The following is a 26,027-nucleotide window of genomic DNA, read 5'->3' as shown; positions in this document are numbered from 1 at the left end:
CCGGCCATTCTATGGCGCGGCGCCTGAGCGCCTGCGTCCCTCCGGCGACGGGATGCCGCGCCACACGGGCGCGCTCACGGCCCCTGACGGTGGCCGCCTCTAGCCTTCGACCATGGATCTCGCGTCGAACGCCCACTGGGCGAACACCCTGGCCGTCTTCGATCTCGAGACCACCGGCATCGACGTCGACACCTGTCGTATCGTGACGGCGCACGTCGGCGTCATCGGCATGAGCGGCGAGGTGCTCGAGCGTCGCGAGTGGCTCGTCGATCCGGGCGTCGAGATCCCCACTGCGGCGTCGCTCATCCACGGCGTGAGCACCGAGCGTGCACGGCTGGAGGGTCAGGTCGCGGCCGCCGCGGTCGCCGAGATCATCGAGGCGCTGACGGATGCCGCGAAGAGGAGCCTGCCGATCGTCGCGTACAACGCCGCCTACGACCTCACCGTGCTGGCGCGTGAGGCGGAGCGCTACGGCCACGCTTCCCTGCCCGGCCCCGCGCCGGTCATCGACCCGCTCGTGATCGACAAGGCCGTCGACCGATACCGCCGCGGCAAGCGCACGCTGACCGCCACGGCCGCGCACTACGGGGTCGCCCTCCCGAACGCGCATGACGCCGGCGCCGATGCCGTCGCCGCAGGGCGGGTGGCGCAGGCGATCGCCCGCGCCCACCCCGAGCTCGCGGCGATCGCCGTGGCCGAGCTCCACGCGCGCCAGGTCGACTGGTGCCGCGAGCAGGCCGAGAGCTACCAGGCGTGGCGTCGCGCGAACGGGGAGCCCGAGTTCACGACCTCCGGCGCCTGGCCGGTGCGCTGACGCGAGGCGTCCCGGGACGCCCACCGATTCGCGAATCGCAGGACGACACGCCGATCGACGACCGCGACACGCCGCGCGAGCAAGGATTCGTCCGTCGACTCGTCAACGGCCGACGGCGTCGCACGCACGACGAGGGGCGGGCAACCGGAGTCGCCCGCCCCTCGTTCGGCAGTGTCTACTTGCCGAAGTTCTTGAAGCGCTGGTTGAACTTCTCGACCCGACCGGCCGAGTCCATGATGCGCTGCTTGCCCGTGTAGAACGGGTGCGACTCCGACGAGATCTCGACGTCGATGACGGGGTAGGTCTCGCCGTCGAGCTCGATCGTCTTGTCGCTCGTGACCGTCGACCGGGTGAGGAACGTGGCGCCCGAAGCGAGGTCGCGGAAGACGACTGCGTTGTACTCGGGGTGGATGTCGGTCTTCATGGAGACTTCCTTGCTGATCGGATGGTGTTCTGGGAATCCCACCCACGAGCACGTGCGCGGTGGCGGGAAAGCATGGTGGCCCACGGGCCAGCTATCGATCTTAGCAGAACCGACGCGCTCGCACGTCGAGCTGGTCAGGCCGCGGCTGCCCGAGCGGCGTATCGCTGGTCGCGCTCGGTGAGCTCGATCGGGATGCCGAACGTCTCGGTCAGCGCCTCCGACGTGAGCGCCTCGGCGAGGGGCCCGGCCGTGACGATCTTGCCGTGTGCGAGCAGCATCGCGTGCGTGAAACCCGGCGGGATCTCCTCGACATGGTGCGTGACCATGATGATGGCCGGCGACGCCGGCGACGAGGCGTATCCGCCGAGGAGCCCCACGAGCTCCTCGCGGGCGCCGAGGTCGAGGCTCGCGGCGGGCTCGTCGAGGAGCAGGAGTTCTGGGTCGGTCATCACCGACCGCGCGATCTGCACGCGCTTCTGCTCGCCGTCGGAGAGGCTGCCGAAGCGGCGCTCGGCGAAGCCCTCGAGCCCCCACTCCTTGAGCACGCGGTGGGCACGGCGGAGGTCGATCTCCTCGTACTCCTCGTTCCACCGGCCCGTGACCGAGTAGGCCGCGGTGAGCACCGTGTCGAGCACGGATTCGTTCTTCGGGATCTTTCGAGCCATGGCCGTGGAGGCGAAGCCGATCATCGGGCGGAGCTCGAAGACGTCGACCTTGCCGAGCGCCTCCTGCAGCACGTCGGCGGTGCCCTTCGTCGGATGCATCGCCGCGGCGGCGATCTGCAGCAGCGTGGTCTTGCCGGCCCCGTTCGGCCCGAGGATCACCCAGCGCTCGTCGGATCCGACGCTCCACGTGATCGAGTCGAGGATCGGATTGCCGTCTCGAACCACCGACACATCGTGGAACTCCAGAACCGTGCTCGCCATGCCACCAATGCTATCGGGATGCGAGGAGGCGCCCCGCGCGCGCGACGTGGGCGCAGCGGCACCCGACCTGGTACGTGCGGCTCTCATGCGGCGAGCACGCGATCGTAGACCTCGCGGGTACGCGCCGCGATCGCGTCCCAGGCGAACTGCGCCTCGGCGCGGCGGCGACCGGCCTCGCCCATGGCCCGAGCCGTGGCGGGGTCGCCGACCACGCGCGTGAGCGCGGCGGCGAGATCCGCGACGAACGCGTCGGGGTCGAGGGGGGTTCCGGTGCCGTCGTCGGCTTGCTCGATCGGCACGAGCACGCCGGTCACGCCGTCGTCGACGACCTCGGGGATGCCGCCAGTCGCCGTGCCCACGACGGGAGCGCCGCACGCCATCGCCTCGAGGTTCACGATGCCGAGCGGCTCGTACACCGAGGGGCAGACGAACGTCGTCGCAGCCGTGAGCAGCGCCGTGAGCTCCGCACGCGGAAGGTGCCGGTCGATCCAGACCACGCCGTCGCGCTCGGTGCGGAGCTGATCGACGAGCCCGGTGACCTCGGCCATGATCTCGTCGGTGTCGGGCGCCCCCGCGCAGAGCACGAGCTGCACGTCATCGGGCAGCAGCCGTGCCGCGCGCAGGAGGTACGGCATGCCCTTCTGCCTGGTGATCCGTCCCACGAAGACGACCGACGGCCGGTCGGGGTCGAGCCCCAGCGCACGGGCCGTGTCGCTGTCGTGGTTGGGCCGCCAGTCGGCGAGGTCGATGCCGTTGTAGACGACCTCGATGCGCTCGGGCTCGATCGCCGGGTAGGCGCGCAGGATGTCGCGTCGCATGCCGGCGCTCACCGCGATCACGGCGTCGGCGTCCTCGAAGGCCGTGCGCTCCACCCACGATGAGAGTCGGTAGCCGCCGCCGAGCTGCTCGGCCTTCCACGGGCGCAGCGGCTCGAGGCTGTGCGCGGTCACAACGTGCGGCACGTCGTGCAGGCGCTTGGCGGTGAAGCCGGCGAAGTTCGCGTACCACGTGTGGGAGTGCACGACATCCGCCCCGGCGGCATCGCCCGCCATGAGCAGGTCGAGGCCCATCGTGCCGAGTGCGGCGTTACGGCCCGAGAACTCGGCCGGAGTGGCGTAGGCGAAGGTGCCGGGCTCGTCGCGGGGCGCCCCGAAGCAGCGCACCACGACGTCGACGTCGCGCCGCAGCGCCCGCACGAGTTCGGCGACGTGCACCCCCGCCCCTCCGTAGACCTCGGGTGGATACTCGCGGGTGAGCAGGTCGACACGCATGCAGCAACGCTAGCGCAGGGGCATCCGTCAGCGGCATCTTCAACCCCACCCATCATGCCCCGACTTCGGCGAACGCCAGCGGCATGGTCTGACTACGCTGGGAGACATGGCCACGCGCAAGGTTTTCGGCATCGTCCTCGCCGGCGGCGAGGGGAAGCGTCTCATGCCACTCACCGAGGACCGCGCGAAGCCCGCGGTGCCGTTCGGCGGGCAATACCGGCTCATCGACTTCGCGCTGTCGAACCTGCTCAACTCGGGCCTGCGCCAGATCGTGGTGCTCACGCAGTACAAGTCGCACAGCCTCGACCGGCACGTCTCGCAGACCTGGCGCATGAACGGGCTGCTCAACTCATACATCGCCTCGGTGCCCGCGCAGCAGCGACTCGGCAAGCGCTGGTTCTCGGGGTCGGCCGACGCCATCCTACAGAGCCTCAACCTCATCTACGACGAGCAGCCCGACATCATCGTCGTCGTGGGCGCCGACCACGTCTACCGCATGGACTTCGCCCAGATGATCGACGCACACGTGGAGTCAGGGCTCGCCGCCACGGTCGCGGCGATCCGCCAGCCCATCACGCTGGCCGACCAGTTCGGCGTCATCGAGGTCGACCCGAAGCAGCCGGAGCGCATCCACCGCTTCCTCGAGAAGCCCAAGGAGCCGGTCGGCCTGCCCGACGCGCCGCACGAGGTGCTCGCGTCGATGGGCAACTACGTGTTCGACGCCGACGCGCTCATCGACGCGGTGCTGCGCGACGGTGAGCGCACGGACTCGAGCCACGACATGGGCGGCGACATCATCCCCGCGTTCGTGTCGCAGGGTGCGGCCGGTGTCTACGACCTGAGGCGCAACGACGTGCCCGGCTCGACCGACCGCGACCGCTACTACTGGCGCGACGTGGGAACCATCGACTCGTTCTTCGAGGCCCACCAGGACCTCATCTCGGTGCTGCCGGTGTTCAACCTCTACAACCGCGAGTGGCCGATCTTCAGCCAGCAGCTGAACTCCCCGCCCGCGAAGTTCACGCGCGACGCCCGCGGGTCGCTCGGCACCGTCATCGACTCGATCGTCTCGCTCGGCTCGGTCATCTCGGGGGCGCACGTCGAGCGCAGCGTGCTCGGTCCGTGGGCGATCGTCGGGTCCGGGGCGCACGTCGCCGACTCGATCCTGTTCGACCGTGCCCGCATCGACGCGGGCGCCACGGTGCAGCGCGCGATCCTCGACAAGGAGGTCGTCGTCGAGGCGGGAGCCCATATCGGCGTCGACCGCGCCGAAGACCTGGCACGCGGCTTCATCGTCACCGACAGCGGCATCACGGTGGTCGGCAAGGGCTCGAGGGTGCGGGCCACGGCGTGACGGGCGGCGACCTCGGCCGCCCGAGCGGCCACCTCGTGGTGCTCGACGCCGACTCCACGCTCATCCGCGAGGAGGCCATCGAACTGCTCGCGGGTGCCGCGGGCAGCCTCGATCTCGTCGCGGCCGTGACCGAGCGCGCCATGCGTGGCGAGCTCGACTTCGCCGCGAGCCTGCGCGAACGCGTCGCGACCCTCGAGGGACTCGATGTCGCCGTGTTCGAGCGGGTCCGGCTGCAGATGACGCCGACGCCGGGCGTGCACGAGCTCATCGATGGGGTGCACGCGGCCGGCGGGCGCATCGGCGTCGTGTCGGGCGGGTTCCACGAGCTCCTCGACCCGCTCGCCACGCGTCTCGGCCTCGACTTCTGCCGCGCCAACCGGCTCGAGGTGGCCGACGGGCGACTCACCGGCCGGGTCGACGGCCCGATCGTCGACGCGCACGCCAAGGCGGCATCGCTCGACGAGTGGGCGGAGGCCAGCGGCATCCGTCCTGACCGCACGGTGGCGGTGGGCGACGGCGCGAACGACCTCGAGATGCTCGGCCGGGCGGCGCTCGGCGTGGCGTTCTGCGCCAAGCCCGTCGTGCGTGAGCGAGCGGAAGTCGCGATCGACCGCCCCGACCTGAGCCAGGTGCTGGCGCTCCTCGGGCTGCGCGGCTGAGGCCGCGTCCGATGGCCGGCCGAAGCGCTCCGGGAACGCTCCGCGGGGGCTGGCCGCATCGACGATCGCGACGTAGCATGTGCCCCATGTCCGGACGCACCGTTGCACGTACATTCACCGCCGCCACCCTCACGGCCCTCCTCGCGCTCACGGCCGCAGGCGCAGCGCAGGCCGCGGGCTCACCGTCAGGCGGTGGCCCGGTCGAGGACCTGATCGAGCTGCCCGACGGATTCCAGCCCGAGGGCATCGCGATCGACGCACGTGGCACCGCCTACGTCGGATCACTCGCCGACGGCGACATCTACGCCGCCGACGTGCACACCGGCGCCGGCGAGGTCATCAGCCAGGGCCCCGGCACCCCGTCGGTCGGACTGACGATCGACCGGCACGACCGGCTCTTCGTGGCGGGCGGCCCCTCCGGTACAGCACGCGTGGTCGACGCCGCGACCGGCGAGATCCTGGCGAGCTACCAGCTGACCACGAACACGTCGTTCGTCAACGACGTCGTGCTGACCCAGGACGGCGCGTGGTTCACCGACAGCCTTCAGGCGCAGCTGTACTTCCTGCCCGTCGGACCCTCGGGCGCACTGCCCGACGCGTCGGAGATCCGGACGGTCACGCTCGGCGACGAGTGGGTGCAGGTGGCCGGCTTCAACGCGAACGGCATCGCGATGACGCCCGATCATCGCGCGCTGCTCGTCGTGAACTCCTCGACTGGGACGCTCTACCGTGTCGATCCCGTTGCGGAGCACACCATCGCGGTCGACCTCGGCGGCACGCAGGTCCCGAACGGCGACGGGCTGCTCGTGCTCGGCCGCAAGCTCTACGTGGTGCAGAACCAGCCGAGCCAGGTCGCCGTGTTCGCGATGGCCGCACAGGGCTTCTCCGGCCGGCTGGTCGATACGCTCACGAGCCCAGAGTTCGACATCCCGACCACGGTCGCCCGGTACGGCGACGGCCTGTTCCTGCCGAACGCCCGGTTCACCACGCCGCCGACGCCCGACACCGAGTACTGGGTGACCCGCATCGAACGTTGACGGGCGGTGGCCCTGGGGCTAGTGCCCCATCCCGAGCCCACCATCGACGGGGATGACGGCGCCTGAGATGTACCCGGCGTCGTCGCCGGCGAGCCACGCGACGACCTTGGCGACCTCGTCGGGCGACGCGAAGCGCCCGAGCGGGATGCTCTTCAGGTACTCCGCCTGATGCGCCTCGGGGAGCTCGTCGGTCATGTCGGTCTCGATGAACCCCGGGGCAACGACGTTCGCCGTGATGTTGCGGGCACCGAGCTCGCGCGTAAGCGAGCGGGCCATGCCGACCAGGCCCGCCTTCGACGAGGAGTAGTTGACCTGGCCGGCGGAGCCGTAGAGGCCGACGACGCTCGAGATGAGCACGATCCGCCCGAACCGCGCCTTGAGCATTCCCTTCGAGGCGCGCTTCACGACCCGGAACGCCCCCGTGAGGTTCGTGTCGACAACGCTCGTGAAGTCGTCCTCGCTCATGCGCAGGAGGAGCGTGTCGCGCGTGATGCCGGCGTTCGCCACGACGACTTCCACGGGACCGAGCGCCGCCTCGACGCCGGTGAAGGCCTGGTCGACGGACGCCGCATCCGTGACGTCCGCTCGCACCGTGAGCGAACCCTCTGGGCCCTCGCCGGACCGAGCGGTGACGGCGACGCGGTGTCCCTGGGCGAGGAGCTCGCGGGCGATCGCGTACCCGATCCCGCGGTTGCCACCGGTCACGAGGACGGTGCGGCTCGTCGTCATGCTGGACTCCGTTCTGCGGTGCGTGCCGGGGTGCCGGCTGGGGTGCGAAGCCGGCGGGTCCGTGGGCCCGTCCCAGCATAGAGGCTCGCCCGATCGGAGCATCCGTCGGGCGCAGACGGACGTAGGCTTGAAGGTGAGGAGTGCCGCCCGACCCACGGCGTCCACGATGAAGCAGCACCAGACGATCACCTCGCTGCCGCCTTCGCCGGAAGCGGAGCGCCGCGCGCGCATGATCAAGTACACGATCGCGATGTTGATCCGTGTCGTGTGCATCTTCGCCATGCTGTTCGCGCAGGGCTGGTGGCTCGTGATCTTCGCGGCGGGCGCGATCTTGCTGCCCTACGTGGCCGTGGTGCTCGCGAACGTGAACACGTCGTCGCGCGACACGCAGGTGCTGCGCCCCGGGGGCATCGTGCCCGTGCCTGCGCCGCCGAGTCCTTCCGGGGCATCGGGCGACGGTGCACCGGGCGACGCCGCGCCCGGCGGCGCATCTGACGACGCGGGCCGTCACGACGACGAACGCGGTGCGGCGTGATCGGTGGCATCGGGGCGGACGCCGCACAGGGAGTGTGCTCGCGCGCCGCCTGCCGGGAGGCGGCCACGTGGCGCATCGACTGGCAGAACCCGCGCATCCACACGGGTGACCGGTGGAAGACGTGGCTGGCCTGCGACGAGCACGTCGAGTACCTGCGCGGATTCCTCGAGGCGCGATCGTTCCCGGTGCGGGTCGGCGCGTTCGAGGTGAGCGCGACGGATGCCGCAGCCGAGGCCGGCTCGTGAGCGAGTGGTCGTTCCTCGCGTCGCCGCGGTGGGCGGGCTACCTCGCCCTCGTCGTCGTCTTCGCCGTCGCGAGCTCCGCGCTCGGCGTCTGGCAGCTGAACCGCCGCGCCGAGGCGCTCGCCGAGGTGGCGCGCATCGACGTGAACTACGATGCCGACGCCGTGCCGGTCGCCGAGGCGCTGCCCGACCCGGCCGCGTTCGACATCGACCAGCGCTGGCTCGTCGTGGCGCTCGAGGGCGAGTACCTGGCCGACGAGGAGGTCGTGGTGCGGAACCGCCCGTTCGAGGGCAGTTCGGGCTTCGAGGTCGTGACGCCGTTCCGGCTCGACGACGGCAGCGTGTTCATGGTCGACCGCGGCTGGATCGCACAGGGTTCCGCCGGACGACCGAGCGACTACGCCGCGCCGCCGACGGGCCGCGTCGAGATCGAGGCGCGGCTGAAGGCCGGGGAGGACCGCATCACGGGGCGCACCTCCAGCGGGAACGAGCTCGCCACCCTCGACCTCGCGGAGCTCGCCGAGCGGGTCGACGCGACCACGTACACGGGTGCCTACGGCGTGCTCGTGCAGTCGGCGGCCGACGCCGACGAGCCGCCCCTGGCCGCGGCGCGTCCCATCCGGGACGAGGGGCCGCACCTCTCCTATGCACTGCAGTGGTTCGTGTTCGCGCTGATGGCGTTCGTCGGCCTCGGGTGGGCCGCGAACCAGGAGCGACGCGCGCTCGCTGAGGCATCCACGTCGCCCGACGCGCCGACGACGACGCGGGAGCCGCGCAGACCGCCGCGCGAGCGCGAGGACGCCGACATCGAGGACGAGGTCCTGGACCGGCGGTAGCTCACGCGAGCTCGATGAGCTCCTGGTATTCGCGGCTCCAGTGGTCTTCCGTACCGTCGGGCATGATCAGCACGCGCTCTGGGTTCAGCGCCTCGACCGCACCGGGGTCGTGCGAGACGAGCACGACGGCGCCCTCGTAGTGCGCCAGCGCGTCGAGGATCTCGGCGCGACTCGCGGGGTCGAGGTTGTTCGTCGGCTCGTCGAGCAGCAGCACGTTCGCCCCCGACACGACGATGGTCGCGAGCGCCAGCCGGGTCTTCTCGCCGCCCGAGAGCACACCTGCGGGCTTGTGCACGTCGTCGCCCGTGAACAGGAACGAGCCGAGCACCTTGCGCGCCTCGGTCTCGGTGAGGTTCGGTGAGGCGCTCACCATGTTCTGCAGCACCGTGCGCGTGACGTCGAGCGTCTCGTGCTCCTGCGCATAGTAGCCGATGCGCAGCCCATGACCCGGCTCGACGGCGCCGGTGTCGGGCCGGTCTACCCCCGCGAGGATGCGCAGGAGCGTGGTCTTGCCTGCGCCGTTGAGGCCGATGATGACGACCTTCGAGCCGCGGTCGATGGCGAGGTCGACCGCGGTGAAGATCTCGAGCGAGCCGTAGCTCTTCGACAGGTCGCTCGCCGTGAGCGGCGTGCGACCGCACGGTACTGGGGTCGGGAAGCGCAGCTTCGCGACCCGGTCGACGGCACGCACCTCTTCGAGGCCCGCCAGGAGCTTCTCGGCCCGGGCGACCATCTGGTGGGCCGCAGCGGCCTTCGTCGCCTTGGCGCCGAACTTCGCGGCCTGCGCCTGCAGGGCCGACGCCTTCTTCTCGGCGTTGGCGCGCTCCTTCTTGCGCCGCTCCTCGTCGGCGGCGCGCTGGCGCAGGTAGTGCTTCCACCCCATGTTGTAGATGTCGATGATCGAGCGGTTCGCGTCGAGGTAGAAGACGCGGTTCACGACCTCGCCGACGAGTTCGACATCATGGCTGATCACGATGACGCCGCCCTTGTAGTTCTTGAGGAATTCGCGGAGCCAGACCACCGAGTCGGCGTCGAGGTGGTTCGTCGGCTCGTCGAGGATCATCGTCTCGGCGTCGGAGAAGAGGATGCGCGCCAGTTCGATGCGCCGGCGCTGGCCGCCCGAGAGGGTCTTCAGCTGCTGGTCGAGGATGCGATCGGGCAGGTTGAGGTTCGAGGCGATTGAGGCCGCCTCGGCCTCGGCGGCGTATCCCCCGAGCGCCGTGAAGCGGTCGGTGAGGTTGCCGTACTTCTTCATCGCGCGCTCGGCCACCGCGGCGTCGTCGCTGGCCATGGCGACGGATGCCTCGTGCATGCCGAGCACGAGGGAGCCGAGTCCGCGCGCGTCGAGGATGCGGGTGCGCGCGAGCATCTCGGGGTCGCCCGACCGCGGATCCTGCGGCAGGTAGCCGATCTGGCCGGAGCGGTCGATGCGACCGGCCGTCGGGAGCGTCTCCCCCGCGAGCGTCTTGGTGAGCGTCGTCTTGCCCGCACCGTTGCGCCCGACGAGGCCGACCTTGTCGCCCGCCGTCACGCGGAAGTCGACGTGCTCCATGAGAACGCGCGCGCCCACGCGGATCTCGAGATCATGGACGGCGAGCACGGTGAGCCTCCGGGCGGACGACGGTGTGGGAGCGTGCCGACGGGCACAGCCTCCCATTCTATCCCGCCCGCAGAACGCCGGGATGCACGCACGGCGGACGCATGTCGCCGGCATCCGCCAGACTCGTGGCATGCCGAAGCCACCAAGCGCCGCGCGGCTGCGCGCGGCACGCCTCGAGTCGCACGGTCTGCGTCGCGGCCTGACCACGGTCGCCGACGCGGTGCGCCGCCTCGGCGCCATACAGGCGCAGGACTTCACGGCCGCGAAGTGGGTGCTCGGCGCGCGGGTTCCGCGGTCGGTCGCAGCCGACGTCGACGCGGCCGTCGAGTCGCGCGAGATCGTGCGCTCGTGGCCGATGCGGGGCACGCTGCACCTGGTGCCCGCCGAGCGCCTGCGGCCGATCCTCGCGATCACAGGGCCGCGCGTGCAGCAGCAGACGGCGACTCGGCACCGACAGCTGGAACTCGATGCCGCCACGTACCGGCGCGCCCGGGCCGTCGCCGAGGCCGAGCTCGCCGGTGGCGCATCCCGCTCCCGCAAGGAGCTCCAGACCGCGTGGGAGGCCGCGGGCATCGGCACCCGCGGCCAGCGCGGCTACCACCTCATCTCGTGGCTGGCCCACGACGCGGTCGTCTGCTGGGGTCCGGTCGAGGGACGCGGGCAGCGACTCGTCCTGCTCGACGAGTGGGCGCCCGGGCAGGCCGCCGAGGATCGCGACGAGACCCTCGCCGAGCTGTTCCGCACGTACGTCGCGGGCCACGGCCCCGCGACGGTCCGGGACTTCGCGTGGTGGAGCGGGCTCACGCACGGCGACGCACGCGTGGCACGCGCCGCCGCGGGCGGGACGGTCACGGAGTTCGACCAGGAGCGCCTCGTCGCGATGGATGCCGGGTGGCCGGCCGATCGCGCATCGCCGACGCCGCGTGCCGCCGCCGCCGGCCTCGCCCTCGCGGCGTTCGACGAGTACTTCCTCGGCTACACCGACCGCGACGCGGTCTGCGATCGGGCGCACGCCGGGCGCGTGATCCCCGGCGGGAACGGCGTGTTCCAGCCGATCCTGGTGGCCGGCGGCCGAGTGGTGGGCACCTGGCGGAGGGGCCGCGACGCGTCGTCGATCGTGATCGAGGGCTTCGACGCGGCATCCCCCCTCGATCCGGTGACGTTCACGACGTCGCTCCGGGCGTGGTCGCGGTTCCGAGGACACGAGCTCGAGAGCGTGACCGTCGCCTGAACGCGAGGACGGGCGGCACCGCCGTGCGGTGCCGCCCGTTCGGACTCGAACCTGCTACTGCTGGAGCGAAGCCTGCAGTTCGAGGGTGATGGTCACCTTGTCGCCGAGCAGCACACCGCCTGTCTCGAGCGCGGCGTTGTAGGTGAGGCCGAAGTCCTCGCGGTTGATGACGGTCTTGGCCGTGGCGCCGCCCTTGTAGTTGCCGTAGGGGTCGCCACCGAAGCCCCCGAACTCGAAGTCGAACGTGACCGGCTTGGTGATGCCGCGGATGGTGAGGTCGCCGTCCACCCTGAAGTCGCCGTCTTCGACGCGCGCGCCCGTGGAGCGGAAGTCGATGGTCGGGTACGTCTCGGCATCGAAGAAGTCGCCGCTGCGCAGGTGGGCGTCGCGGTTCGGCTCGTTGGTGGTGATCGAGGCGACCTCGACGGACGCCGTCACGCTGGACTCGAAGGGGTTCTCGGCGGTCACGAAGGTCGCGTCGAATCGCTCGAACTTCCCCTTCACCTTGCTGATCATGATGTGGCGTATGCTGAAGCCGATCTCGCTGTGCTTGGTGTCGATGGTCCAGGTGCCGACGCGGTATCCGGGAATCTCGGTCGTGGTGGCGGTGCTCGTCATAGTGCTGGTCCTCTCCGTCGTAGGGATGTCGGTGCGGCCGAGTGCCGCCCACACCGGTGCAAACGCATAGATGCCGTCGGCCTATTCCCCGATGGGCACGAACGTCTTCCGACGCGGTGTCGACGTCAGGTCAGGCGACGAGCGAACGCCTGAGCGTCAGCACGCGCTCGACGGCCTCATCGAGCCGGCCCACGTCGATGCGGCCCGACTGCACCGCCGCGACGATCGACGCGGCGAGGCCGTCGACCGAGATGCCGAACTCCGAGGGGTCCGCCGGCAGCACGTACAGCAGGAGGTCGGAGCCCGCCGCGATGGCGCGCACCGCGTTCTCGCCGGGGTCGGCGTACTCGGGCAGGCCGTTGTGCTGCAGCATGAGCATGTCGTCGGTCACGATGACGCCGGCGAAGCCGAGCTCCTCGCGCAGGATCCGGTGCCATTCCGCCGACAGCGACGCGGGCGCCGCGTCGACCGCGGGGTACGCCAGGTGACCCGTCATCACGAGCTCCGCACCGGCTTCGATGCCGGCTCCGAACGGGATCGCGGGGCCGGCGCGCCACTCGTCGATCGTGAGCGGTGCGGCGGGAACGCTCGAGTGAGAGTCGCCGGGAGCGGCACCGTGGCCCGGGAAGTGCTTGAGCGTCGAGAACACGGTGCCCTGCTCGCCCGACACGGCCGCCGCGACGCGCTCTGCCGCAGCGGCGGGGTCGGTGCCGAGGATGCGCCCGAAGATGAACGACTCGGAGTCGGCGGTGACGTCGGCGACGATGCCGAAGTTGACCGAGACGCCGGCCTGCGCGAGCGTCGAAGCTCGCGACGCGAACGCAATACGGCTCGCGGCGGCGGGCTCGGCGCGCAGTTCTTCCGCGCTCGCGGACTCGTCCCACGGCAGGCGCTGCACCTCACCGCCCTCCTCGTCGATCCCGACGAGCACGGGTGCCTCGGGATCGGCCTGGGCGGCGGCCGTGAGCGCGGCGAGCTCGGCCGGGCCGGGCGGCACGTTGTCACCCATGAGGATGAGTCCAGAGACGCCGGCGTCGACGTACGCCCGGAGCGGCGCCGGGTCGGTACCTGGCGCATGCAGCATGAGCAGGGCCGCCGCCTTCTCCTCGATCGTGAGCTGCGACATCCGCTCATCGACCCACGCGGCGACGGGATCCGCCGGCGGAGGCGTCGTCGAGGGAGCGGCCCGCGTGGGGGCGGCCGTGGGGTCGGTGGGGGTCGCGCCGCCGCAGGCCGTCGCACCGAGCAGCACCGTCGCGACCAGGAACGGCAGCGCAGCCGTTCGCTTCGCTCGCACCCGCCCGAGTCTACGCTGCGTGTCCGGCGGGTCGCCGAGCACGTTCGTGGGTAGACTCGCCGCGCTCGAGAGGGGTTGGCCGTGCGAAGCAGGATGACGGGCCTCGGCGCAGCGATCGCGCTCGCCGCCGCCCTCGTCGTGCCCACGGGCGCCGTGTCCGCCGCGGAGTACCCCAGTTGGGACGAGGTGGAGGCCGCGAAGACGGATGTCGGGTCACGCGAGGCCGAAGCCGCACGAATCACGACGTTCGTCGACGAGCTCGAAGCCGAGACCGGCCGGCTCGGCGACGCCGCCGTCGCGGCCGCGGCCGTCTCGGCCGCGGCGGAGGCCGCGCGCGTCGACGCGGAGGCCCGCGCGACGAAGCTCCGGGTGGCGTCGGATGCCGCGGCCGAGGAGGCGACGACGACGGGCGCGCGGCTCGGCCGCGTCGGCGCCGTGCTCGCGCGGTCGGGCGGAGCCGACGTCACGCTGCGACTCCTCTTCGACGGCGGCGAGGACGACCTGCTGTTCGGGCTCGCCCGCGCGGCGCAACTGGCGAACGTCTTCGGAGGCGTCGCGGCGCGGGCGAGGGCCGCACGAGGCGACGCGGCGGCGCTCAGCGCGCAGGCCGACATCGCGGAGGCCGAGCGCAGCCGACTCGCGAGCGAGGCGGCCGCGGCGGCCGAGGCCGCGCAGGCGGCGCATGAGGCGGCCGAGGCGCGGGTCGCGGAGCAGCGCGCGGCGCTCGACACGCTGTACGCCCAGCTCGCGAGCCTGCGCGACCGGTCGGTCGAGCTCGAACGGCAGTACCGCGTCGGAGAACAGGCGGCACGCGAGCAGGCGGCACGCGAGGCCGCGGCCGCCGCGGCCGCCGCAGCCGGTGGCGGCGGCGGTGGCGATGGCGGCGGCGCTCCCCCGCCGGGTGTGGTGGTGGACCGGGCGGCGGCGAAGGCATACGCGGCCGGGCGCATGGCGGCCTACGGATGGGGCTCCGACCAGTTCCGCTGCCTCGACCTCCTCTGGACGCGCGAATCGGGCTGGCGTGCCGACGCGTACAACGCCTCGAGCGGCGCGTACGGCATCCCCCAGTCTCTCCCGGGCAGCAAGATGGCGAGCGCCGGCGCCGACTGGCGCACGAACGCCGCGACCCAGATCGACTGGGGCCTCTCGTACATCGCGGCTCGCTATGGGACGCCGTGCAGTGCCTGGGCGCACTCAGAAGTGGTCAACTGGTACTGATGCCGCACGATGACGAACGCGATGCCTTCCGGCGCCACGGCGCCGAGGGCGTGCTCCTCCTCGGCGGTGGAGCCGCCATCCTGCTGCAGCTCGCCGACCCGCGCGTCGCGCGCGGCGTGGCGCGGCACAGCGGCTTCCGCGACCGCCCGCTCGACCGGCTCCTCGGCACGCTCGACTACGTCTACGCCGTCGGCTTCGGCGACGAGGAGGTCGCCGCCGCAGCCGTGCGCGCCGTGAACGCGCGCCACGCTCCCGTTCATGGGCCGGCCGCCGAGGGTCGGCCCGCGTACAGCGCGTTCGACCCCGACGCGCAGCGCTGGGTGGCCTCGACGCTGCTCGCGGTGGCGCTGAAACTGCACGAACGCCTGTGGGGCCCCCTCGACGTCGCCACCGCCGACGCGATCGTGCGCGGCTACGAGCCCCTCGGCCTGCGCCTGCAGGCCGGGACGGCCGGCTGGCCTGCTTCGCGCGCCGAGTTCGACGCGTGGTGGTCCGAACGCCTCTCCGGGCTCGAGGTGGGCCCCGAGGCTCGCTCGGTGGCGCGCACGCTGCTATCCGGGGCATCCGCGCTGCCGTTCGGCACCGCCGTGCTGCTCCCGCTCGTGCGCCTCGCCACGGCCGCGCTGCTCCCGCCCGAACTGCGCCGGGCGTACGGGTTACAGTGGACCCCTCGGGTCGAACGCGTCGCGGGCGCCTGGTTCGCCGGCATCGCCGTCGTCTGGCCACTCCTCCCCCGAATCATCCGGCACGCGCCGATGCACGCCTCCCTCCGGCGCGTGCGGCGCCGCAGCCGGTACGCTGAGCATGAGCCCCGAGGACGACGATGAAGCAGCAGACACCGCACCGGCACGAGCCGCTCGACAGCATCGATCGGCGCATCGTGGCCGAGCTGAGCCGCGACGGCCGCCTCTCGGTGCGCACGCTGGCCGAGCGGGTGCACATCTCACGCACCGCCGCGCACAACCGGGTGCAGCATCTGCTGAAGCTCGGGGTCATCACGGGGTTCGGCGCGCAGATCGACCGAAAGGCGATCGGGCTGAACATCTCCGCCCTGGTGGTCGTGCGCATCGGCGACGTGTCGTGGGAGGAGATCGCCGCGAAGCTCGCGACGCTGCCGTTCGTCGAGAAGGTGCAGGCCGTCTCGGGTGACATCGACATCATCCTCACGGTGAGCGCGCCCGACCACGAGCAGCTGAGTCAGGCGATCCTCCGCGACATCCACGACATGCCGGGCGTGGTGTCGACCAGGTCGCACCTGATCCTCGCCGAGTTGGAGGGGCATCCGCCCGCACAGACCCTGGACATCTGGCGCGCCTGACGCCCCGTGGGGCGGACGGGTGGCAACGCTTTCGACCAGTCGGTGCCGATCGTTCACGCTTCGCCGAGACGCCATGCGCACGCCCGCGCGCTGGCGCAACATTGGCCGTATGAGCCTCGACGTCGAGCACGACAGCGTGCGTACGCTCCCCTCCGAGAAGCCCATCCGGCTGCTCGACAACGCCGGCCACGCGGTGCGCGGTGCCGCCGCCGGCGGGTTCGAGCTGCCCGAGCTCGACACCCTCCTCGAGCTCTACCGGCGCATGGTCGTCGCGCGTCGCTTCGACGTGCAGGTGACCGCGCTCACGAAGCAGGGCCGGCTTGCGACCTATCCGTCCGCGTATGGACAGGAGGCCTGCGAGATCGGCGCCATCTCGGCGATCGAGGCCCAGGACTGGTTCTTCCCGACCTACCGCGACAGCATCGCCCTGCTCACCCGCGGCATCGACCCGGGCGACATCCTGCAGTCCTTCCGGGGTGATTGGCACAACGGCTACGACCAGCACGCGCACCGGTGCGCCTCGCAGACCACGCCGCTCGCGACGCAGGCGCTGCACGCCGTGGGCCTCGCGCACGCGGCACGGCTCCGCCAGGACCCGATCGTTGCCATGACCTATCTCGGCGACGGCGCGACGAGCGAGGGCGACGCGCACGAAGCGTTCAACTTCGCGGCGGTCTGGCAGACGCCCACGGTGTTCCTCGTGCAGAACAACCAGTTCGCGATCAGCGTGCCCGTGTCCCGCCAGACGCACGCCGTCACGCTCGCCGACAAGGCCATCGGCTACGGCATGCCCGGGTTCCACGTCGACGGCAACGACGTGGCCGCGATGTACGCGGTCACGCGCGCGGCGGTCGGACGTGCGCGATCGGGCGGCGGCCCGACCCTCATCGAGGGCCTCACCTACCGCATCGAGTCGCACACCAACTCCGACGACCCGACCCGCTACCGCAGCGCGCGCGACGTCGAGCACTGGAAGCGCCGCGACCCCATCGAGCGGCTCGAGAAGTACCTCGTCTCCGAGGGCGCGCTCACCGAGTCGCTGCGCGCCGAGATGACGGATGCCGCGGAGGCGGTCGCCGCGCACACGCGCGACGTCATGACGACCGAGGCCGAACTCGATCCGCTCGAGCTCTTCGACCACGTCTACGCCCGGCCGCGCGCCACGCTCCTCGAGCAGCGTGCACGCCTCGAGGCCGAACTGGCAGAGGCCGCGACCCACGCCGGCGCCGCCGCACCGCACGCCGGAGCCGCCCGATGACCGCGACCACTACCGAGCACGAGACGCCCGCGGCATCCGCCCCCACGCAGCTGACCATGGCGGGCGCGCTGAACGCCGCGCTGCGCGACGCGATGGCGGCCGACGACCGCGTCGTCGTCTACGGTGAGGACGTCGGCCCCCTCGGCGGCGTGTTTCGCGTCACCGACGGCCTTCAGGCGCGGTTCGGCGAGGACCGCATCTGGGACTCGCCGCTCGCCGAGTCGGGCATCGTCGGCACGGCGATCGGCATGGCGATGTACGGCATGCGACCGGTCGTCGAAATGCAGTTCGACGCGTTCAGCTATCCGGCGTTCGAGCAGATGGTCTCGCACGTCGCCAAGATGCGGAATCGCACGAAGGGCCGGATGACCCTGCCCATGGTCGTGCGCATCCCCTGCGCCGGCGCGATCGGCGGCGTCGAGCACCACTCGGACTCCTCGGAGGCGTACTGGACGGCGACGCCCGGGCTCACGGTCGTGATGCCGTCGAACCCGGCCGACGCCTACTCGATGCTGCGCGAGGCGATCGACAGCGACGACCCCGTCGTCTTCATGGAGCCGAAGAGCCGGTACTGGTCGAAGGCGCCGCTCACGCTGCCGGTCACGACCGCGCCCATGGACCGGGCCGTCGTGGAGCGCGAGGGCACCGACGTCACCCTCCTCGGCTACGGCCCGACGGTGCGCACCGCGCTCGAGGCGGCCGACGCCGCCGAGGCCGAGGGGCTCTCGATCGAGGTCGTCGACCTGCGCAGCCTCTCGCCCTTCGACGACGAGACGGTCGGGGCATCCGTGCGCAAGACCTCGCGCGCCGCCGTGATCCACGAGGCCGCGCAGTTCGGCGGCTACGGCGCCGAGGTCGCGGCGCGGGTGACCGAACGCAACTTCCACCACCTCGCGGCGCCCGTGCTGCGCGTCACGGGCTTCGACATCCCATACCCGTCGCCCAAGCTCGAGGAGCACTACCTGCCGACCGCCGACCGCGTGCTCGCGGCGCTCGACACCTGGGAATGGGACGACTGATGGGGCGCGACTTCATCCTGCCCGACCTCGGCGAGGGCCTCACCGAGGCCGAGGTCGTCGCGTGGCTCGTGGCTCCGGGCGACGAGGTCGCCATCGACCAGCCCGTCGTCGAGCTCGAGTCGGCGAAGTCCGTGGTGCAGCTGCCCTCGCCCTTCGCGGGCGTCGTCGAGACACTCGGCGGCGAGGTCGGCGAGGTGCTGCTCGCGGGCCAGGTGCTCATGACGCTCGCGCCGGCCGGCACAGCATCGGCGCAGCGGGCCCCGGATGCCGCGGCCGGACCGGAGCCCGCCGAGCCCGGCGTCGCGGTGCCGACCGAGGCCGCGACGGAGGAATCCGGCGCCGTGCTCATCGGCTACGGCACCCGCGCGACGAGCGCGACGGAGCGCGCCGCGTCGGCCCCGGCACGGTTCGGGCGCCGGCGTTCGGCCGGGGGCGGCGGGGGCGCGGGCGGTACCGGCGGCGGCACCTCGCCGAGCGCTGCAGGCACCGCGACCGGCCCCGCCCGGGGTCCTGCGCGGCTCGACGCGTCGCGTCGCTCCCCCGTCGTCTCGCCCATCGTGCGCCGCATCGCCCGCCAGCACGGCTTCGACGCCAGCCAGCTCGACGGCTCGGGTCCCGACCACCTCGTGATGCGTCGTGACGTCGAGGCGTTCCTGCACGAGCTCGAGGCCGAGACGGTCGGCGCCGAGACCCCCGTCGCGCCCGACGTGGCGGCATCCGCTGCGCACGCGACATCAGCGTCCGATGCAGCCGCCGGCGACCGTCGTGTGCCGCTCGACCGAATCGGCCGCACCGCCGCCGCGCACTTCTCGCGTTCTCGTCGCGAAATCCCCGAGGCGACCGTCTGGATGGACGTCGACGCCACCGAACTGCTCGCCGCCCGCCGGCAGCTGCAGGAGGCGACGGGCGAGCGCTTCGGCGTCACCGCGCTCGTGGCACGATTCGTCGTGGCCGGCCTCGCGCGGCATCCGCTGCTGAACTCGAGCTTCGACGCCGAGCGCGAGGAGATCGTGCTGCACGGTGCCGTGAGTCTCGGCATCGCCGCGCAGACGCCGCGCGGACTGCTCGTGCCCGTCGTGCACGGGGCCGAGCGGATGAGCCTACGGGCGCTCCGCGACGCGATCGGCGGGCGCAGCGAGGCGGCGGCGACGGGCGCCTTCCCGCCGTCGGCTCTCACGGGCGGCACGTTCACGCTGAACAACTACGGCACGCTCGGCGTCGACGGCTCGGCGGCGATCATCAACCACCCCGAAGCGGCGATGCTCGGCCTCGGCCGGCTCCTGGAGCGCCCGTGGGTGGTCGACGGCACGCTCGCGGTGCGCACGGTCACCGAGCTCACGCTCTCATTCGACCACCGGGTATGCGACGGTGCCGAGGCGGCGGCGTTCCTCACGTTCGTGGCCCGCTGCATCGAACGGCCGGTGTCGGTGCTCGCCGACCTCTAGCACCGCGCCGGGGCCGTCACCGGGTCCCAGCCGGCTCCGAAGCCTCCCCGGTCCCGATCAGAAGAACTCGTCGGGCGTGCCCGCCGCACGCTCCACGTCGCGCGTGTCGCGGCCGTCGGCCTTCAGCTTGGCGACCGCGACTCGCAGGCCGGACTCCATCTGGGCGGCCCACGCGTCGGACTCGCGGGCGCTCGCCTCGGCGGCCCGCGCGCGGGCGTCGGCCGCCTGGGCGGCGTTCCGCGCGTCGGTGACCTGTCGCAGTGCGAGCGAGATGCCGTAGTAGGCCGCGACCATGGTCGCGATCGGCGCCGCGATGATCGCGAGGGCGCTGATGGCCGCACCCGTGGGGCTGAAGGCGATCAGCAGCGCGAACGCGAGGAACAGCACCACGATGGCCGTGAGCACGACGAGCATGAACCGCAGGTCGCGGCTCCACGGGGTCGCGCCCGGGCCGGACGGTGACGGCTGGCCGCCGTGCTCAGGCTGGGATGCCGGATCGCGGAGCACCGCGGTGTCGTCGACCCGCGGTGCCGGGACTCCGCTCGAAGCGGCGCCCTGATCGACGATCGGACGAGCATACGCGTCGGTCATTCGTTTCCCCCGCTCCCGTTGAACTGCTCAACCCCCCAATTGTGGGGCGTGGCGACAGGTCGGTCAAGGAAACGCGCCGCGCCCCGCTCAGGCCGCGGCGGCTTCGGCGAGCCCTCCTCGATCACCGCGATGATCGCGGGATCGTCGGGCTGCACCGCCGGGCGGAACCGCTGCACCTCCCCCGACGGCAGCACGAGGAACTTCTCGAAGTTCCACTGCACACGGCCGGCCCTGCCGGCCGCGTCCGGCGTCTTCCGGAGCTGGTCGTAGAGCGGATGCCGGTGCCTGCCGTTGACCTTCACCTTCGCCATCAGCGGGAACGACACCCCGTAGGTCGTCGAGCAGAATGCCTTGATGTCCTCGGCGCCGCCCGGCTCCTGGCCCGCGAACTGGTTGCACGGGAAACCGATCACCGTGAACCCGCGATCACCGTACTCGCGCTGCAGCGCCTCGAGCTTCTCGTATTGCGGCGTGAGCCCGCAGCGGGAGGCGACGTTCACCACCATCACCACACGGTCGGCGTAGCCGGCGAGCGAGGCCTCGTCGCCGTCGATGGTCGTGAGAGGGATGTCGCGGAGGTCCATCTCTCGAGCCTAACCCGGCCGACGGCGACGGGATCCGCTCAGCGACGGTCAGCCGGTCGGGAACTCACCGCGAGGCGGATGCGACGGCCCGCACCGCGGCGATGACCGACGCACGGTGCCGACGACGACGGGCGGCCTCGTTGTTTCCCACGGGGTTGCGCAGGGCGGGCGAGGTGAGCAGCCAAGCCTGGCCGACGGCGAGAACGATCATCATCAGGTCGACCGCCGGCTCCAGCCCGATGCCGAGCACGTCGGCGAGCGCGGTCGCCTTCTCGGAGTGCGCCTCACGCTCCGACTCGGATGCATCTGAGCGCTCGAGCGCCTTCCACTGCGTGAGGCGCAACAGTCCGGGATCGAGGCAGAGTTGGTCGAACAGCGCGCCGATGTACTCGGGCAGATCGTCTGGTCTGAACGGCACCAGGTCGGCGAGCACCTGGAGCCGGGTGTCGAGCACTGCGTCGAAGAGCGCGTCCTTTGAGCCGAAGTAGGCGTAGATCGCCTGCTTGTTGGCCGTGGCCGCCTTCGCGATCCGTTCCACTCGCGCGCCGGCGAGGCCGAACGCCACGAACTCCTCGTATGCAGCGTCGAGCAGGCGGGCACGCGTCGCTTCCGAGTCGTAGGCCATGCCCGTCAGTCTAAACCAACCGGATGGATTGATGAGCTGGCTTGCGAGCCTCCCGGTCAAGTAAAACATCCGGTTGGATTGGACGGGGATCCGGTCATGACCCCGACCGACCGCCTTGGCTCACCTGGTGACGCCGATCGATCTCGATGATCCCCATATCTCGGAACGCCCCTACGACGCGTGGCCCGCAAACCGGCCGCCTCAGTCCTCGTGACCGGCGTCCCCGAGCGCTACGTCGAGGACGCCCGGATCGCGGCGCAATCCAGGATCCGTCGGTCGGTGGAACAGGGGTGGTGTCTCAGGCCGCCGATCGCGGCAACGCCGACCGGCTCTGGAACGAGACCGTGGCGCCCGCTTGGGAATGCGAGCCTCGCCGCAACCGCGTGCGTCGCACCGGCGGCTCAGAGTCCACCGACGACGAAGCCCCGGCCGTCGGCCGGGGCTTCGAATCGGTGGATCTGAGGGGACTCGAACCCCTGACCCCCTGACAGTGCTGCACATCGCATTGAGCGCACGTGTTTGGTTGTGGATGCCAGCAATTATATGGGAGAAGCGCTAATCTAGCCGGCCGGAGTTCTTCCGTTGGATGCCCCCGATTGGCGGTGTTTGTGGTTGAAAAAGGCCACAAAACGGCCACACGCCGGAGGGACATGCCTACGTGCCTCCTACCAGGGCGCCGGCATGTTCTCCCGCCACGGGTGACCTGCCGGCAACCCGACACGATCCTCCTCGAGCGCGTAGCCGCGATATTCGAGCAGCAAGAGGATCGGGGCTTCATCGGCTGACGCGTCGAGCAAGTCCCACCGGCCCTCGTATCGTTCGAAGGTCCGGATCTGAACACGGCTGCGGTCTGGACCGACGTTGCGCTTGCCTGGTGGAATCCCAGGTTCGGTGAACCAGTGCTGGTGCCCAATCCAAGCGGCAGCCGCGACATGGGCCCGTGGGATGACGAACCCGCGCATTGGTTTCGCAACGTCGTCCGGGACCGCAACCATCACGAACCATTCGTGAGCATGCTTTGGCGGCTGTTGGCTCTTCTCCCCCAGAGGCCAGCTGCTTTTCGCGGAGTCTCCGCGGATCGACTTGACCTGCACCTCGATGAGTCGCCGTTCATCCCCGGTATGGACAGCCAAGATGTCGGCGCGCTCGAGTCCGTCGCGGGTCAAGGCCGGTGCCCAGCCACGGCGCGCCAGTTCCGAGGCAGCCCAATGCTCGCCCACGGTCTTCGTCTGTTTCGTGTCAGCCACGCCTCTGAGCGTAACGGGGGCTACCGACCCGTAGGCGGATGGCCGAGATCCTCCGCCAAGTCTGGCGCACATCTCGGGTGGTAGCCGAGCCGCTTCGAGTCAACGGGTCTGCTTCAAAGACGGACGCCCCACCTTCGGGAAAAAAGGCACTAGTCGTCGCTGGCATCGTCCCCGCGCGGTTGCGGCCCACGGTCGTTCTCCGTCAGCCGCTTGAACACCTTCTCGACATCCGGGCGCGTAGGCGGATGCGGGGGCGGGGGCTTGTCGTCGTCGCCCATGGTTACTCCTTCGTTGTCCGGTCACCCGACGCGAGCAAGGTCTCAAACACCATTCCCACTTCGGGACGGGCCGACGCCGAGGCAGGCGCGGGTGTCGGCGCAGGTGGCGGGGAAGTGACATCACTCATCGCTGTTCCTTCGGTTCCTCGTGCTGGGTCGCCGTGACCTTCTTGAACACGATTTCAACGTCGGGCCGGGACGACGCGGGCTCCCGGTTTGGCTCCTGGTCGTCGCTCATCGCTTCTCGATCGGTGTGTTGTCGCTGTGCGTCAGCGTCTGCATCACCATTGTCACGTCAGGTCGCGGCTGGGGCTTGGGTGTTGACTGGGGTTTGGGTGGGTTCGGTTTCGTCATGGTTACTCCAAGTGGGGCTAAGTGTGGTGAGAATTACTACGGCGAGAGTCGTAACGAGTCCGGCGAGCACGAGGCCGAAGCCCCAATTCGTCAGCTTCGCCCGCTTCTCGTTCTGCGCGTCACGGTTGGTGACTTCTTGTGCCTTGACTTCAAGGACGTTGTCTTCGAGTTCGTCAGCGGGCATGTCGGCGTCAACCCATGCGTCGACCACTTCACGCGCGGACGGTAGGTCAATCTTCCGGGGCCAGAGGGCGGCCGTCGCCACTGCCACAGCGGCGACCGTCAGGCCGAACGGTAAGAGCCCGACGAGCCAGGTTTCGGTGCTGACGAGCGACAGACCGGTGACCGATGCGAGCACACCCGCCACCACCACGATGAATGACGCCTTCGTGTCGATGGTCCGCGACCGCTCGGACGACGCACCGCGTAGGACATCAAGTTCGGCGTTGAGTATTCGAATCCTTTTCGCGCGCTCCTGAGCCGAGCGACGGGTCTTCCGCCAGCTCTTCATCCACGGGCGTGGAGCGGACATGCGCTTAGCATAGGCGAGGCCTCCGGCACCTGATCGGAGCCGTGCCGTAGTCCCATTACCCTTGGCGCATGCCACTCGCCTGCGCCCGACCCGACAATCTACGAAACGTGGTCGCTCGCTGCGCAGTGGGTTGGGTCTGCCGCTGCGGCGGCGGCGGTCCTGGTCGCGGTGCTCTTCGGCTATCTCACCCTCGCCAGCAACCGCCGGTCGAAAGATGCCCAGCAACGCGCCACACTGGTAGCGGCGCTGGGCGACCCGAACCGGGCGCAGAGCATCCTCGCGGACAACGAGTCTGGGCGCGCCGACTTCATGATCCGGCACAAGGCAGGCGAGACCTGGCTCCTTGTGAATGAAGGGCCAGATGTCGCATTCATGGTCGAAATCGAGGGTTTGACCGATCTGGACAAGAAGCGGCTTATCGAGGTGGCGGCGGGGCCTGCATCGCTTGGCGAGGGCCAGGCGAAGGAATTCGTCCTGGTGTCGCGGTTTACGCTCTCGGGTCCGGCCAACGTAGTTGTGTCGTATCGGCTGGAGCCGGGCGGCTCACAACTACGCCGCGTCCTTCAAGTGCCTGCGCAGTAACGCTCAGGGACACATTCTGGGCCACGTTGTGGGCGAGCGGTCCGGGGTCGTTCCCGAGCAGCACGTACACGCCGGTGCACATGGCTTCCTCGCGCTTGAGCAGTTTGTCGCGTGCGTCCGAGCGAGGGGCCGCCATAACGTGCCCCGTCCAATTCATGATCTCGGCAGTGAGGAGTCCGTGGGCGTCCGTCTACGAAATACAGGCGGACGGACTTCCCTGCGCTATGGTCGCAGGCTACAGCGTGGACACCGCCGGCTTCGGGAGGCGCTCGACGCGGCAGTGTATCTCGGGGACATCCCCCTGCCTGTGCATGAACCATGAAGGGCTTCCGCGACGAACCCCGCGGTCAATCCGTCGGTTTGACTTGGGATTCGATGAACGCGATCTCGGCCGCGTCGAGACTGTACTTTGCGTAGAGCTCCTCGTCGATCTCGGGGATCGACTTCGACCAGTCGATGTCGGACGTGAGCGTGAAGTCTTGAACAGGGACGTACTTCCACGCCTTCGCCGGATTGTGCTGGGTGATCTTCAACACACCGAGCAGCGTCCTCGCGAACTTGGACTTGATGTACTTCAGGCACGCCTGCGCCTCTGCTTCGGTCTCGAACGAGCCGATGGTGATGAACGTCTGTGTGACCGCAACTCTTGGCTCAAGCACGGTCGGCTTGTTCAGCGCGACGCCAAAGAAGTCAGTCGTCGACCCCGACCCGTTCGCCGCCGGAACCGCAACCTTGTACTTGTCGAAGCTCTCAGGACCGGTGATGTACTCGCTGCTGATCCAGCGGAAGAATCGTCTGTTCTTGATCACCCCGAGAATCCGCACGTACCCGTTGCCGTCGGCGGGTTCATCAGCGTAGTAGAGGAAGGAGAACTGCTCGAAGGCGTTCGTGTTCACCAACGCGGCATTACCCACCGGACGTAGTGCCAACGCCTGGGGGTGGTCCTCGTACAACTTGTCCGTGTAGCGGTATGAGCGAGAGCTCGTGATTTCGAGCTGTTCAAGAGACTCGCCACCGGACACGTTGACCTTGTGCAGGATCGTGTTGAGCTCGGGGTGCCTGGTGAAGAAACCGATGGGGCCGAGCTTGAGTTCCGAATCGCGGTATGTGACGGCGATGCCGCCCTTGATAGGGTCCGTAAGGCTCGAAAACAGGAGGTTTGAGTCGGACTCGAAATATGCCACCCTCAGGTACTCGTCCGCCAGCATCTTCTCGTTCCAGTCCTTCGGCGTGAACCCCGCGTTGAACAGAAAGCGTGCTGGTGTGATGAGCACGGCTTTCCTGGCGACCTCGTACGCGGCGTCCATAAAGCGGTGGTAGATGGGGGTACCGCGAGTGCCCTCGCCCTGGGCCTCCTCCTGGTAGGGAGGATTGCCGATCACGACATCGAACTTCTTGGCCAT

General features: G+C 70.3%; 28 protein-coding genes and 1 pseudogene. 15 read left to right on the top strand and 14 right to left on the bottom strand.

Annotated elements, in window-relative coordinates; all coding sequences use genetic code 11:
* Nucleotides 1–112: 112 nt before the first annotated feature.
* Entirely contained in the window at nucleotides 113–814 is a 702-nt protein-coding gene (locus IEX31_RS07025; protein ID WP_188742722.1) for an exonuclease domain-containing protein, read from the top strand.
* 175 nt (nucleotides 815–989) lie between these two features.
* Here the strand turns inward: IEX31_RS07025 and IEX31_RS07020 are convergent, their stop codons facing one another.
* The 3 genes from IEX31_RS07020 to glgA all read right to left on the bottom strand — a co-directional run bounded on the left by IEX31_RS07020 (nucleotide 990) and on the right by glgA (nucleotide 3,435).
* On the bottom strand, nucleotides 990–1,238 hold the full coding sequence (locus IEX31_RS07020; protein ID WP_173924034.1) for a type B 50S ribosomal protein L31: 249 nt from the start codon (nucleotides 1,236–1,238) through the stop codon (nucleotides 990–992).
* 134 nt (nucleotides 1,239–1,372) lie between these two features.
* Nucleotides 1,373–2,164: an ABC transporter ATP-binding protein gene (locus IEX31_RS07015; RefSeq protein WP_188742721.1), complete on the bottom strand. Its 792-nt coding sequence runs from the start codon at nucleotides 2,162–2,164 to the stop codon at nucleotides 1,373–1,375.
* Nucleotides 2,165–2,247: 83 nt separating this feature from the next.
* On the bottom strand, nucleotides 2,248–3,435 hold the full coding sequence (glgA, locus tag IEX31_RS07010) for a glycogen synthase (protein ID WP_188742720.1): 1,188 nt from the start codon (nucleotides 3,433–3,435) through the stop codon (nucleotides 2,248–2,250).
* 106 nt (nucleotides 3,436–3,541) lie between these two features.
* On the opposite strand from glgA, the gene IEX31_RS07005 reads away from it, so the two are divergent.
* The 3 genes from IEX31_RS07005 (at nucleotide 3,542) to IEX31_RS06995 (ending at nucleotide 6,485) form a co-directional block, all read left to right on the top strand.
* A complete protein-coding gene (locus tag IEX31_RS07005; RefSeq protein ID WP_188742719.1) occupies nucleotides 3,542–4,789 on the top strand; it encodes a glucose-1-phosphate adenylyltransferase in 1,248 nt (415 codons plus the stop codon).
* Nucleotides 4,786–5,448, top strand: coding sequence for a phosphoserine phosphatase SerB (gene serB / locus IEX31_RS07000; RefSeq protein ID WP_229662166.1), 663 nt, complete (start codon nucleotides 4,786–4,788; stop codon nucleotides 5,446–5,448). Before IEX31_RS07005 ends, serB begins: the two co-directional genes overlap by 4 nt.
* An 86-nt stretch (nucleotides 5,449–5,534) precedes the next feature.
* Nucleotides 5,535–6,485 carry an SMP-30/gluconolactonase/LRE family protein gene (locus IEX31_RS06995; protein ID WP_229662165.1) on the top strand — a complete coding sequence of 317 codons (951 nt, stop codon included), beginning with the start codon at nucleotides 5,535–5,537 and terminating at the stop codon, nucleotides 6,483–6,485.
* Between the two features lie 18 nt (nucleotides 6,486–6,503).
* On the opposite strand, the gene IEX31_RS06990 is transcribed toward IEX31_RS06995, so the two are convergent.
* On the bottom strand, nucleotides 6,504–7,214 hold the full coding sequence (locus tag IEX31_RS06990) for a beta-ketoacyl-ACP reductase (RefSeq protein ID WP_188742717.1): 711 nt from the start codon (nucleotides 7,212–7,214) through the stop codon (nucleotides 6,504–6,506).
* Between the two features lie 166 nt (nucleotides 7,215–7,380).
* Here IEX31_RS06990 and IEX31_RS06985 point away from each other — a divergent pair, with 166 nt between their 5' ends.
* Genes IEX31_RS06985 through IEX31_RS06975 form a run of 3 tightly spaced genes read left to right on the top strand, consistent with a single transcriptional unit; the run spans nucleotide 7,381 to nucleotide 8,827 of the window.
* Nucleotides 7,381–7,749, top strand: a complete 369-nt coding sequence (locus tag IEX31_RS06985; protein ID WP_188742716.1) for a DUF3099 domain-containing protein — start codon at nucleotides 7,381–7,383, stop codon at nucleotides 7,747–7,749.
* Nucleotides 7,746–7,994 (top strand): hypothetical protein, encoded by a 249-nt coding sequence (locus IEX31_RS06980; RefSeq protein ID WP_229662164.1) that lies wholly within the window; start codon nucleotides 7,746–7,748, stop codon nucleotides 7,992–7,994. The genes IEX31_RS06985 and IEX31_RS06980 overlap by 4 nt, the downstream gene beginning before the upstream one ends.
* Nucleotides 7,991–8,827, top strand: coding sequence for an SURF1 family cytochrome oxidase biogenesis protein (locus tag IEX31_RS06975; RefSeq protein ID WP_188742715.1), 837 nt, complete (start codon nucleotides 7,991–7,993; stop codon nucleotides 8,825–8,827). The genes IEX31_RS06980 and IEX31_RS06975 overlap by 4 nt, the downstream gene beginning before the upstream one ends.
* A 1-nt stretch (nucleotide 8,828) precedes the next feature.
* On the opposite strand, the gene IEX31_RS06970 is transcribed toward IEX31_RS06975, so the two are convergent.
* A complete protein-coding gene (locus IEX31_RS06970; RefSeq protein WP_188742714.1) occupies nucleotides 8,829–10,427 on the bottom strand; it encodes an ABC-F family ATP-binding cassette domain-containing protein in 1,599 nt (532 codons plus the stop codon).
* A 130-nt stretch (nucleotides 10,428–10,557) separates the two neighbouring features.
* Here IEX31_RS06970 and IEX31_RS06965 point away from each other — a divergent pair, with 130 nt between their 5' ends.
* On the top strand, nucleotides 10,558–11,658 hold the full coding sequence (locus IEX31_RS06965) for a winged helix DNA-binding domain-containing protein (protein ID WP_188742713.1): 1,101 nt from the start codon (nucleotides 10,558–10,560) through the stop codon (nucleotides 11,656–11,658).
* 54 nt (nucleotides 11,659–11,712) lie between these two features.
* Here the strand turns inward: IEX31_RS06965 and IEX31_RS06960 are convergent, their stop codons facing one another.
* Both IEX31_RS06960 and IEX31_RS06955 read right to left on the bottom strand, forming a co-directional pair.
* On the bottom strand, nucleotides 11,713–12,276 hold the full coding sequence (locus IEX31_RS06960) for a YceI family protein (protein WP_188742712.1): 564 nt from the start codon (nucleotides 12,274–12,276) through the stop codon (nucleotides 11,713–11,715).
* 130 nt (nucleotides 12,277–12,406) lie between these two features.
* Entirely contained in the window at nucleotides 12,407–13,573 is a 1,167-nt protein-coding gene (locus tag IEX31_RS06955) for a glycoside hydrolase family 3 N-terminal domain-containing protein (RefSeq protein WP_188742711.1), read from the bottom strand.
* Between the two features lie 81 nt (nucleotides 13,574–13,654).
* Here IEX31_RS06955 and IEX31_RS06950 point away from each other — a divergent pair, with 81 nt between their 5' ends.
* From IEX31_RS06950 to IEX31_RS06925, 6 genes are all read left to right on the top strand, one after another.
* Nucleotides 13,655–14,791: an aggregation-promoting factor C-terminal-like domain-containing protein gene (locus IEX31_RS06950; RefSeq protein WP_188742710.1), complete on the top strand. Its 1,137-nt coding sequence runs from the start codon at nucleotides 13,655–13,657 to the stop codon at nucleotides 14,789–14,791.
* Complete coding sequence (locus tag IEX31_RS06945; protein ID WP_188742709.1) at nucleotides 14,791–15,618, top strand: oxygenase MpaB family protein; 828 nt, start codon at nucleotides 14,791–14,793, stop codon at nucleotides 15,616–15,618. The genes IEX31_RS06950 and IEX31_RS06945 overlap by 1 nt, the downstream gene beginning before the upstream one ends.
* Nucleotides 15,615–16,109 carry an Lrp/AsnC family transcriptional regulator gene (locus IEX31_RS06940; RefSeq protein WP_188742708.1) on the top strand — a complete coding sequence of 165 codons (495 nt, stop codon included), beginning with the start codon at nucleotides 15,615–15,617 and terminating at the stop codon, nucleotides 16,107–16,109. Before IEX31_RS06945 ends, IEX31_RS06940 begins: the two co-directional genes overlap by 4 nt.
* 109 nt (nucleotides 16,110–16,218) lie before the next feature.
* Complete coding sequence (gene pdhA, locus IEX31_RS06935; protein ID WP_188742707.1) at nucleotides 16,219–17,367, top strand: pyruvate dehydrogenase (acetyl-transferring) E1 component subunit alpha; 1,149 nt, start codon at nucleotides 16,219–16,221, stop codon at nucleotides 17,365–17,367.
* Nucleotides 17,364–18,386, top strand: coding sequence for an alpha-ketoacid dehydrogenase subunit beta (locus IEX31_RS06930; protein WP_188742706.1), 1,023 nt, complete (start codon nucleotides 17,364–17,366; stop codon nucleotides 18,384–18,386). The genes pdhA and IEX31_RS06930 overlap by 4 nt, the downstream gene beginning before the upstream one ends.
* Complete coding sequence (locus tag IEX31_RS06925) at nucleotides 18,374–19,831, top strand: dihydrolipoamide acetyltransferase family protein (protein ID WP_188742705.1); 1,458 nt, start codon at nucleotides 18,374–18,376, stop codon at nucleotides 19,829–19,831. The genes IEX31_RS06930 and IEX31_RS06925 overlap by 13 nt, the downstream gene beginning before the upstream one ends.
* 57 nt (nucleotides 19,832–19,888) lie before the next feature.
* Here the strand turns inward: IEX31_RS06925 and IEX31_RS06920 are convergent, their stop codons facing one another.
* The 6 genes and pseudogenes from IEX31_RS06920 to IEX31_RS06900 all read right to left on the bottom strand — a co-directional run bounded on the left by IEX31_RS06920 (nucleotide 19,889) and on the right by IEX31_RS06900 (nucleotide 24,042).
* On the bottom strand, nucleotides 19,889–20,422 hold the full coding sequence (locus tag IEX31_RS06920) for a hypothetical protein (protein ID WP_188742704.1): 534 nt from the start codon (nucleotides 20,420–20,422) through the stop codon (nucleotides 19,889–19,891).
* A 104-nt stretch (nucleotides 20,423–20,526) separates the two neighbouring features.
* Nucleotides 20,527–21,006: pseudogene (locus IEX31_RS06915) on the bottom strand (glutathione peroxidase); the annotation flags it as partial.
* A 64-nt stretch (nucleotides 21,007–21,070) separates the two neighbouring features.
* Nucleotides 21,071–21,631: a TetR/AcrR family transcriptional regulator gene (locus IEX31_RS06910; protein ID WP_188742702.1), complete on the bottom strand. Its 561-nt coding sequence runs from the start codon at nucleotides 21,629–21,631 to the stop codon at nucleotides 21,071–21,073.
* A 665-nt stretch (nucleotides 21,632–22,296) separates the two neighbouring features.
* The gene (locus tag IEX31_RS06905) at nucleotides 22,297–22,878 is read right to left on the bottom strand and encodes a hypothetical protein (protein ID WP_188742701.1); all 582 of its coding nucleotides are present in this window, start codon (nucleotides 22,876–22,878) and stop codon (nucleotides 22,297–22,299) included.
* Between the two features lie 149 nt (nucleotides 22,879–23,027).
* Nucleotides 23,028–23,156, bottom strand: a complete 129-nt coding sequence (locus IEX31_RS19250; RefSeq protein ID WP_268236963.1) for a hypothetical protein — start codon at nucleotides 23,154–23,156, stop codon at nucleotides 23,028–23,030.
* A 295-nt stretch (nucleotides 23,157–23,451) separates the two neighbouring features.
* Nucleotides 23,452–24,042: a hypothetical protein gene (locus tag IEX31_RS06900; protein WP_188742700.1), complete on the bottom strand. Its 591-nt coding sequence runs from the start codon at nucleotides 24,040–24,042 to the stop codon at nucleotides 23,452–23,454.
* Nucleotides 24,043–24,210: 168 nt separating this feature from the next.
* On the opposite strand from IEX31_RS06900, the gene IEX31_RS06895 reads away from it, so the two are divergent.
* On the top strand, nucleotides 24,211–24,624 hold the full coding sequence (locus tag IEX31_RS06895) for a hypothetical protein (protein WP_188742699.1): 414 nt from the start codon (nucleotides 24,211–24,213) through the stop codon (nucleotides 24,622–24,624).
* Nucleotides 24,625–24,971: 347 nt separating this feature from the next.
* On the opposite strand, the gene IEX31_RS06890 is transcribed toward IEX31_RS06895, so the two are convergent.
* On the bottom strand, nucleotides 24,972–26,027 hold the full coding sequence (locus IEX31_RS06890; protein ID WP_188742698.1) for an Eco57I restriction-modification methylase domain-containing protein: 1,056 nt from the start codon (nucleotides 26,025–26,027) through the stop codon (nucleotides 24,972–24,974).

This window comes from Agromyces bauzanensis (assembly GCF_014645655.1).
GTDB classification, from domain to species: domain Bacteria; phylum Actinomycetota; class Actinomycetes; order Actinomycetales; family Microbacteriaceae; genus Agromyces; species Agromyces bauzanensis.
The sequence above is the reverse complement of the archived record's forward strand: the minus strand, read 5'-3'. Positions and strand labels throughout refer to the sequence as shown.

Excerpts from the sequence above, each read along its gene's own strand:
- IEX31_RS07015 (WP_188742721.1), bottom strand. The coding sequence starts at position 2,164 with ATGGCGAGCACGGTTCTGGAGTTCCACGATGTGTCGGTGGTTCGAGAC.
- pdhA (WP_188742707.1), top strand. The coding sequence starts at position 16,219 with ATGAGCCTCGACGTCGAGCACGACAGCGTGCGTACGCTCCCCTCCGAG.
- IEX31_RS06995 (WP_229662165.1), top strand. The coding sequence starts at position 5,535 with ATGTCCGGACGCACCGTTGCACGTACATTCACCGCCGCCACCCTCACG.
- IEX31_RS07025 (WP_188742722.1), top strand. The coding sequence starts at position 113 with ATGGATCTCGCGTCGAACGCCCACTGGGCGAACACCCTGGCCGTCTTC.
- IEX31_RS06985 (WP_188742716.1), top strand. The coding sequence starts at position 7,381 with ATGAAGCAGCACCAGACGATCACCTCGCTGCCGCCTTCGCCGGAAGCG.
- IEX31_RS06910 (WP_188742702.1), bottom strand. The coding sequence starts at position 21,631 with ATGGCCTACGACTCGGAAGCGACGCGTGCCCGCCTGCTCGACGCTGCA.
- IEX31_RS19250 (WP_268236963.1), bottom strand. The coding sequence starts at position 23,156 with ATGGGCGACGACGACAAGCCCCCGCCCCCGCATCCGCCTACGCGCCCG.
- IEX31_RS06940 (WP_188742708.1), top strand. The coding sequence starts at position 15,615 with ATGAAGCAGCAGACACCGCACCGGCACGAGCCGCTCGACAGCATCGAT.
- IEX31_RS06925 (WP_188742705.1), top strand. The coding sequence starts at position 18,374 with ATGGGACGACTGATGGGGCGCGACTTCATCCTGCCCGACCTCGGCGAG.
- IEX31_RS06900 (WP_188742700.1), bottom strand. The coding sequence starts at position 24,042 with ATGTCCGCTCCACGCCCGTGGATGAAGAGCTGGCGGAAGACCCGTCGC.
- IEX31_RS06990 (WP_188742717.1), bottom strand. The coding sequence starts at position 7,214 with ATGACGACGAGCCGCACCGTCCTCGTGACCGGTGGCAACCGCGGGATC.
- IEX31_RS06890 (WP_188742698.1), bottom strand. The coding sequence starts at position 26,027 with ATGGCCAAGAAGTTCGATGTCGTGATCGGCAATCCTCCCTACCAGGAG.
- glgA (WP_188742720.1), bottom strand. The coding sequence starts at position 3,435 with ATGCGTGTCGACCTGCTCACCCGCGAGTATCCACCCGAGGTCTACGGA.
- IEX31_RS07005 (WP_188742719.1), top strand. The coding sequence starts at position 3,542 with ATGGCCACGCGCAAGGTTTTCGGCATCGTCCTCGCCGGCGGCGAGGGG.
- IEX31_RS06960 (WP_188742712.1), bottom strand. The coding sequence starts at position 12,276 with ATGACGAGCACCGCCACCACGACCGAGATTCCCGGATACCGCGTCGGC.
- IEX31_RS06945 (WP_188742709.1), top strand. The coding sequence starts at position 14,791 with ATGCCGCACGATGACGAACGCGATGCCTTCCGGCGCCACGGCGCCGAG.
- IEX31_RS06930 (WP_188742706.1), top strand. The coding sequence starts at position 17,364 with ATGACCGCGACCACTACCGAGCACGAGACGCCCGCGGCATCCGCCCCC.
- IEX31_RS06920 (WP_188742704.1), bottom strand. The coding sequence starts at position 20,422 with ATGACCGACGCGTATGCTCGTCCGATCGTCGATCAGGGCGCCGCTTCG.
- IEX31_RS06965 (WP_188742713.1), top strand. The coding sequence starts at position 10,558 with ATGCCGAAGCCACCAAGCGCCGCGCGGCTGCGCGCGGCACGCCTCGAG.
- IEX31_RS07020 (WP_173924034.1), bottom strand. The coding sequence starts at position 1,238 with ATGAAGACCGACATCCACCCCGAGTACAACGCAGTCGTCTTCCGCGAC.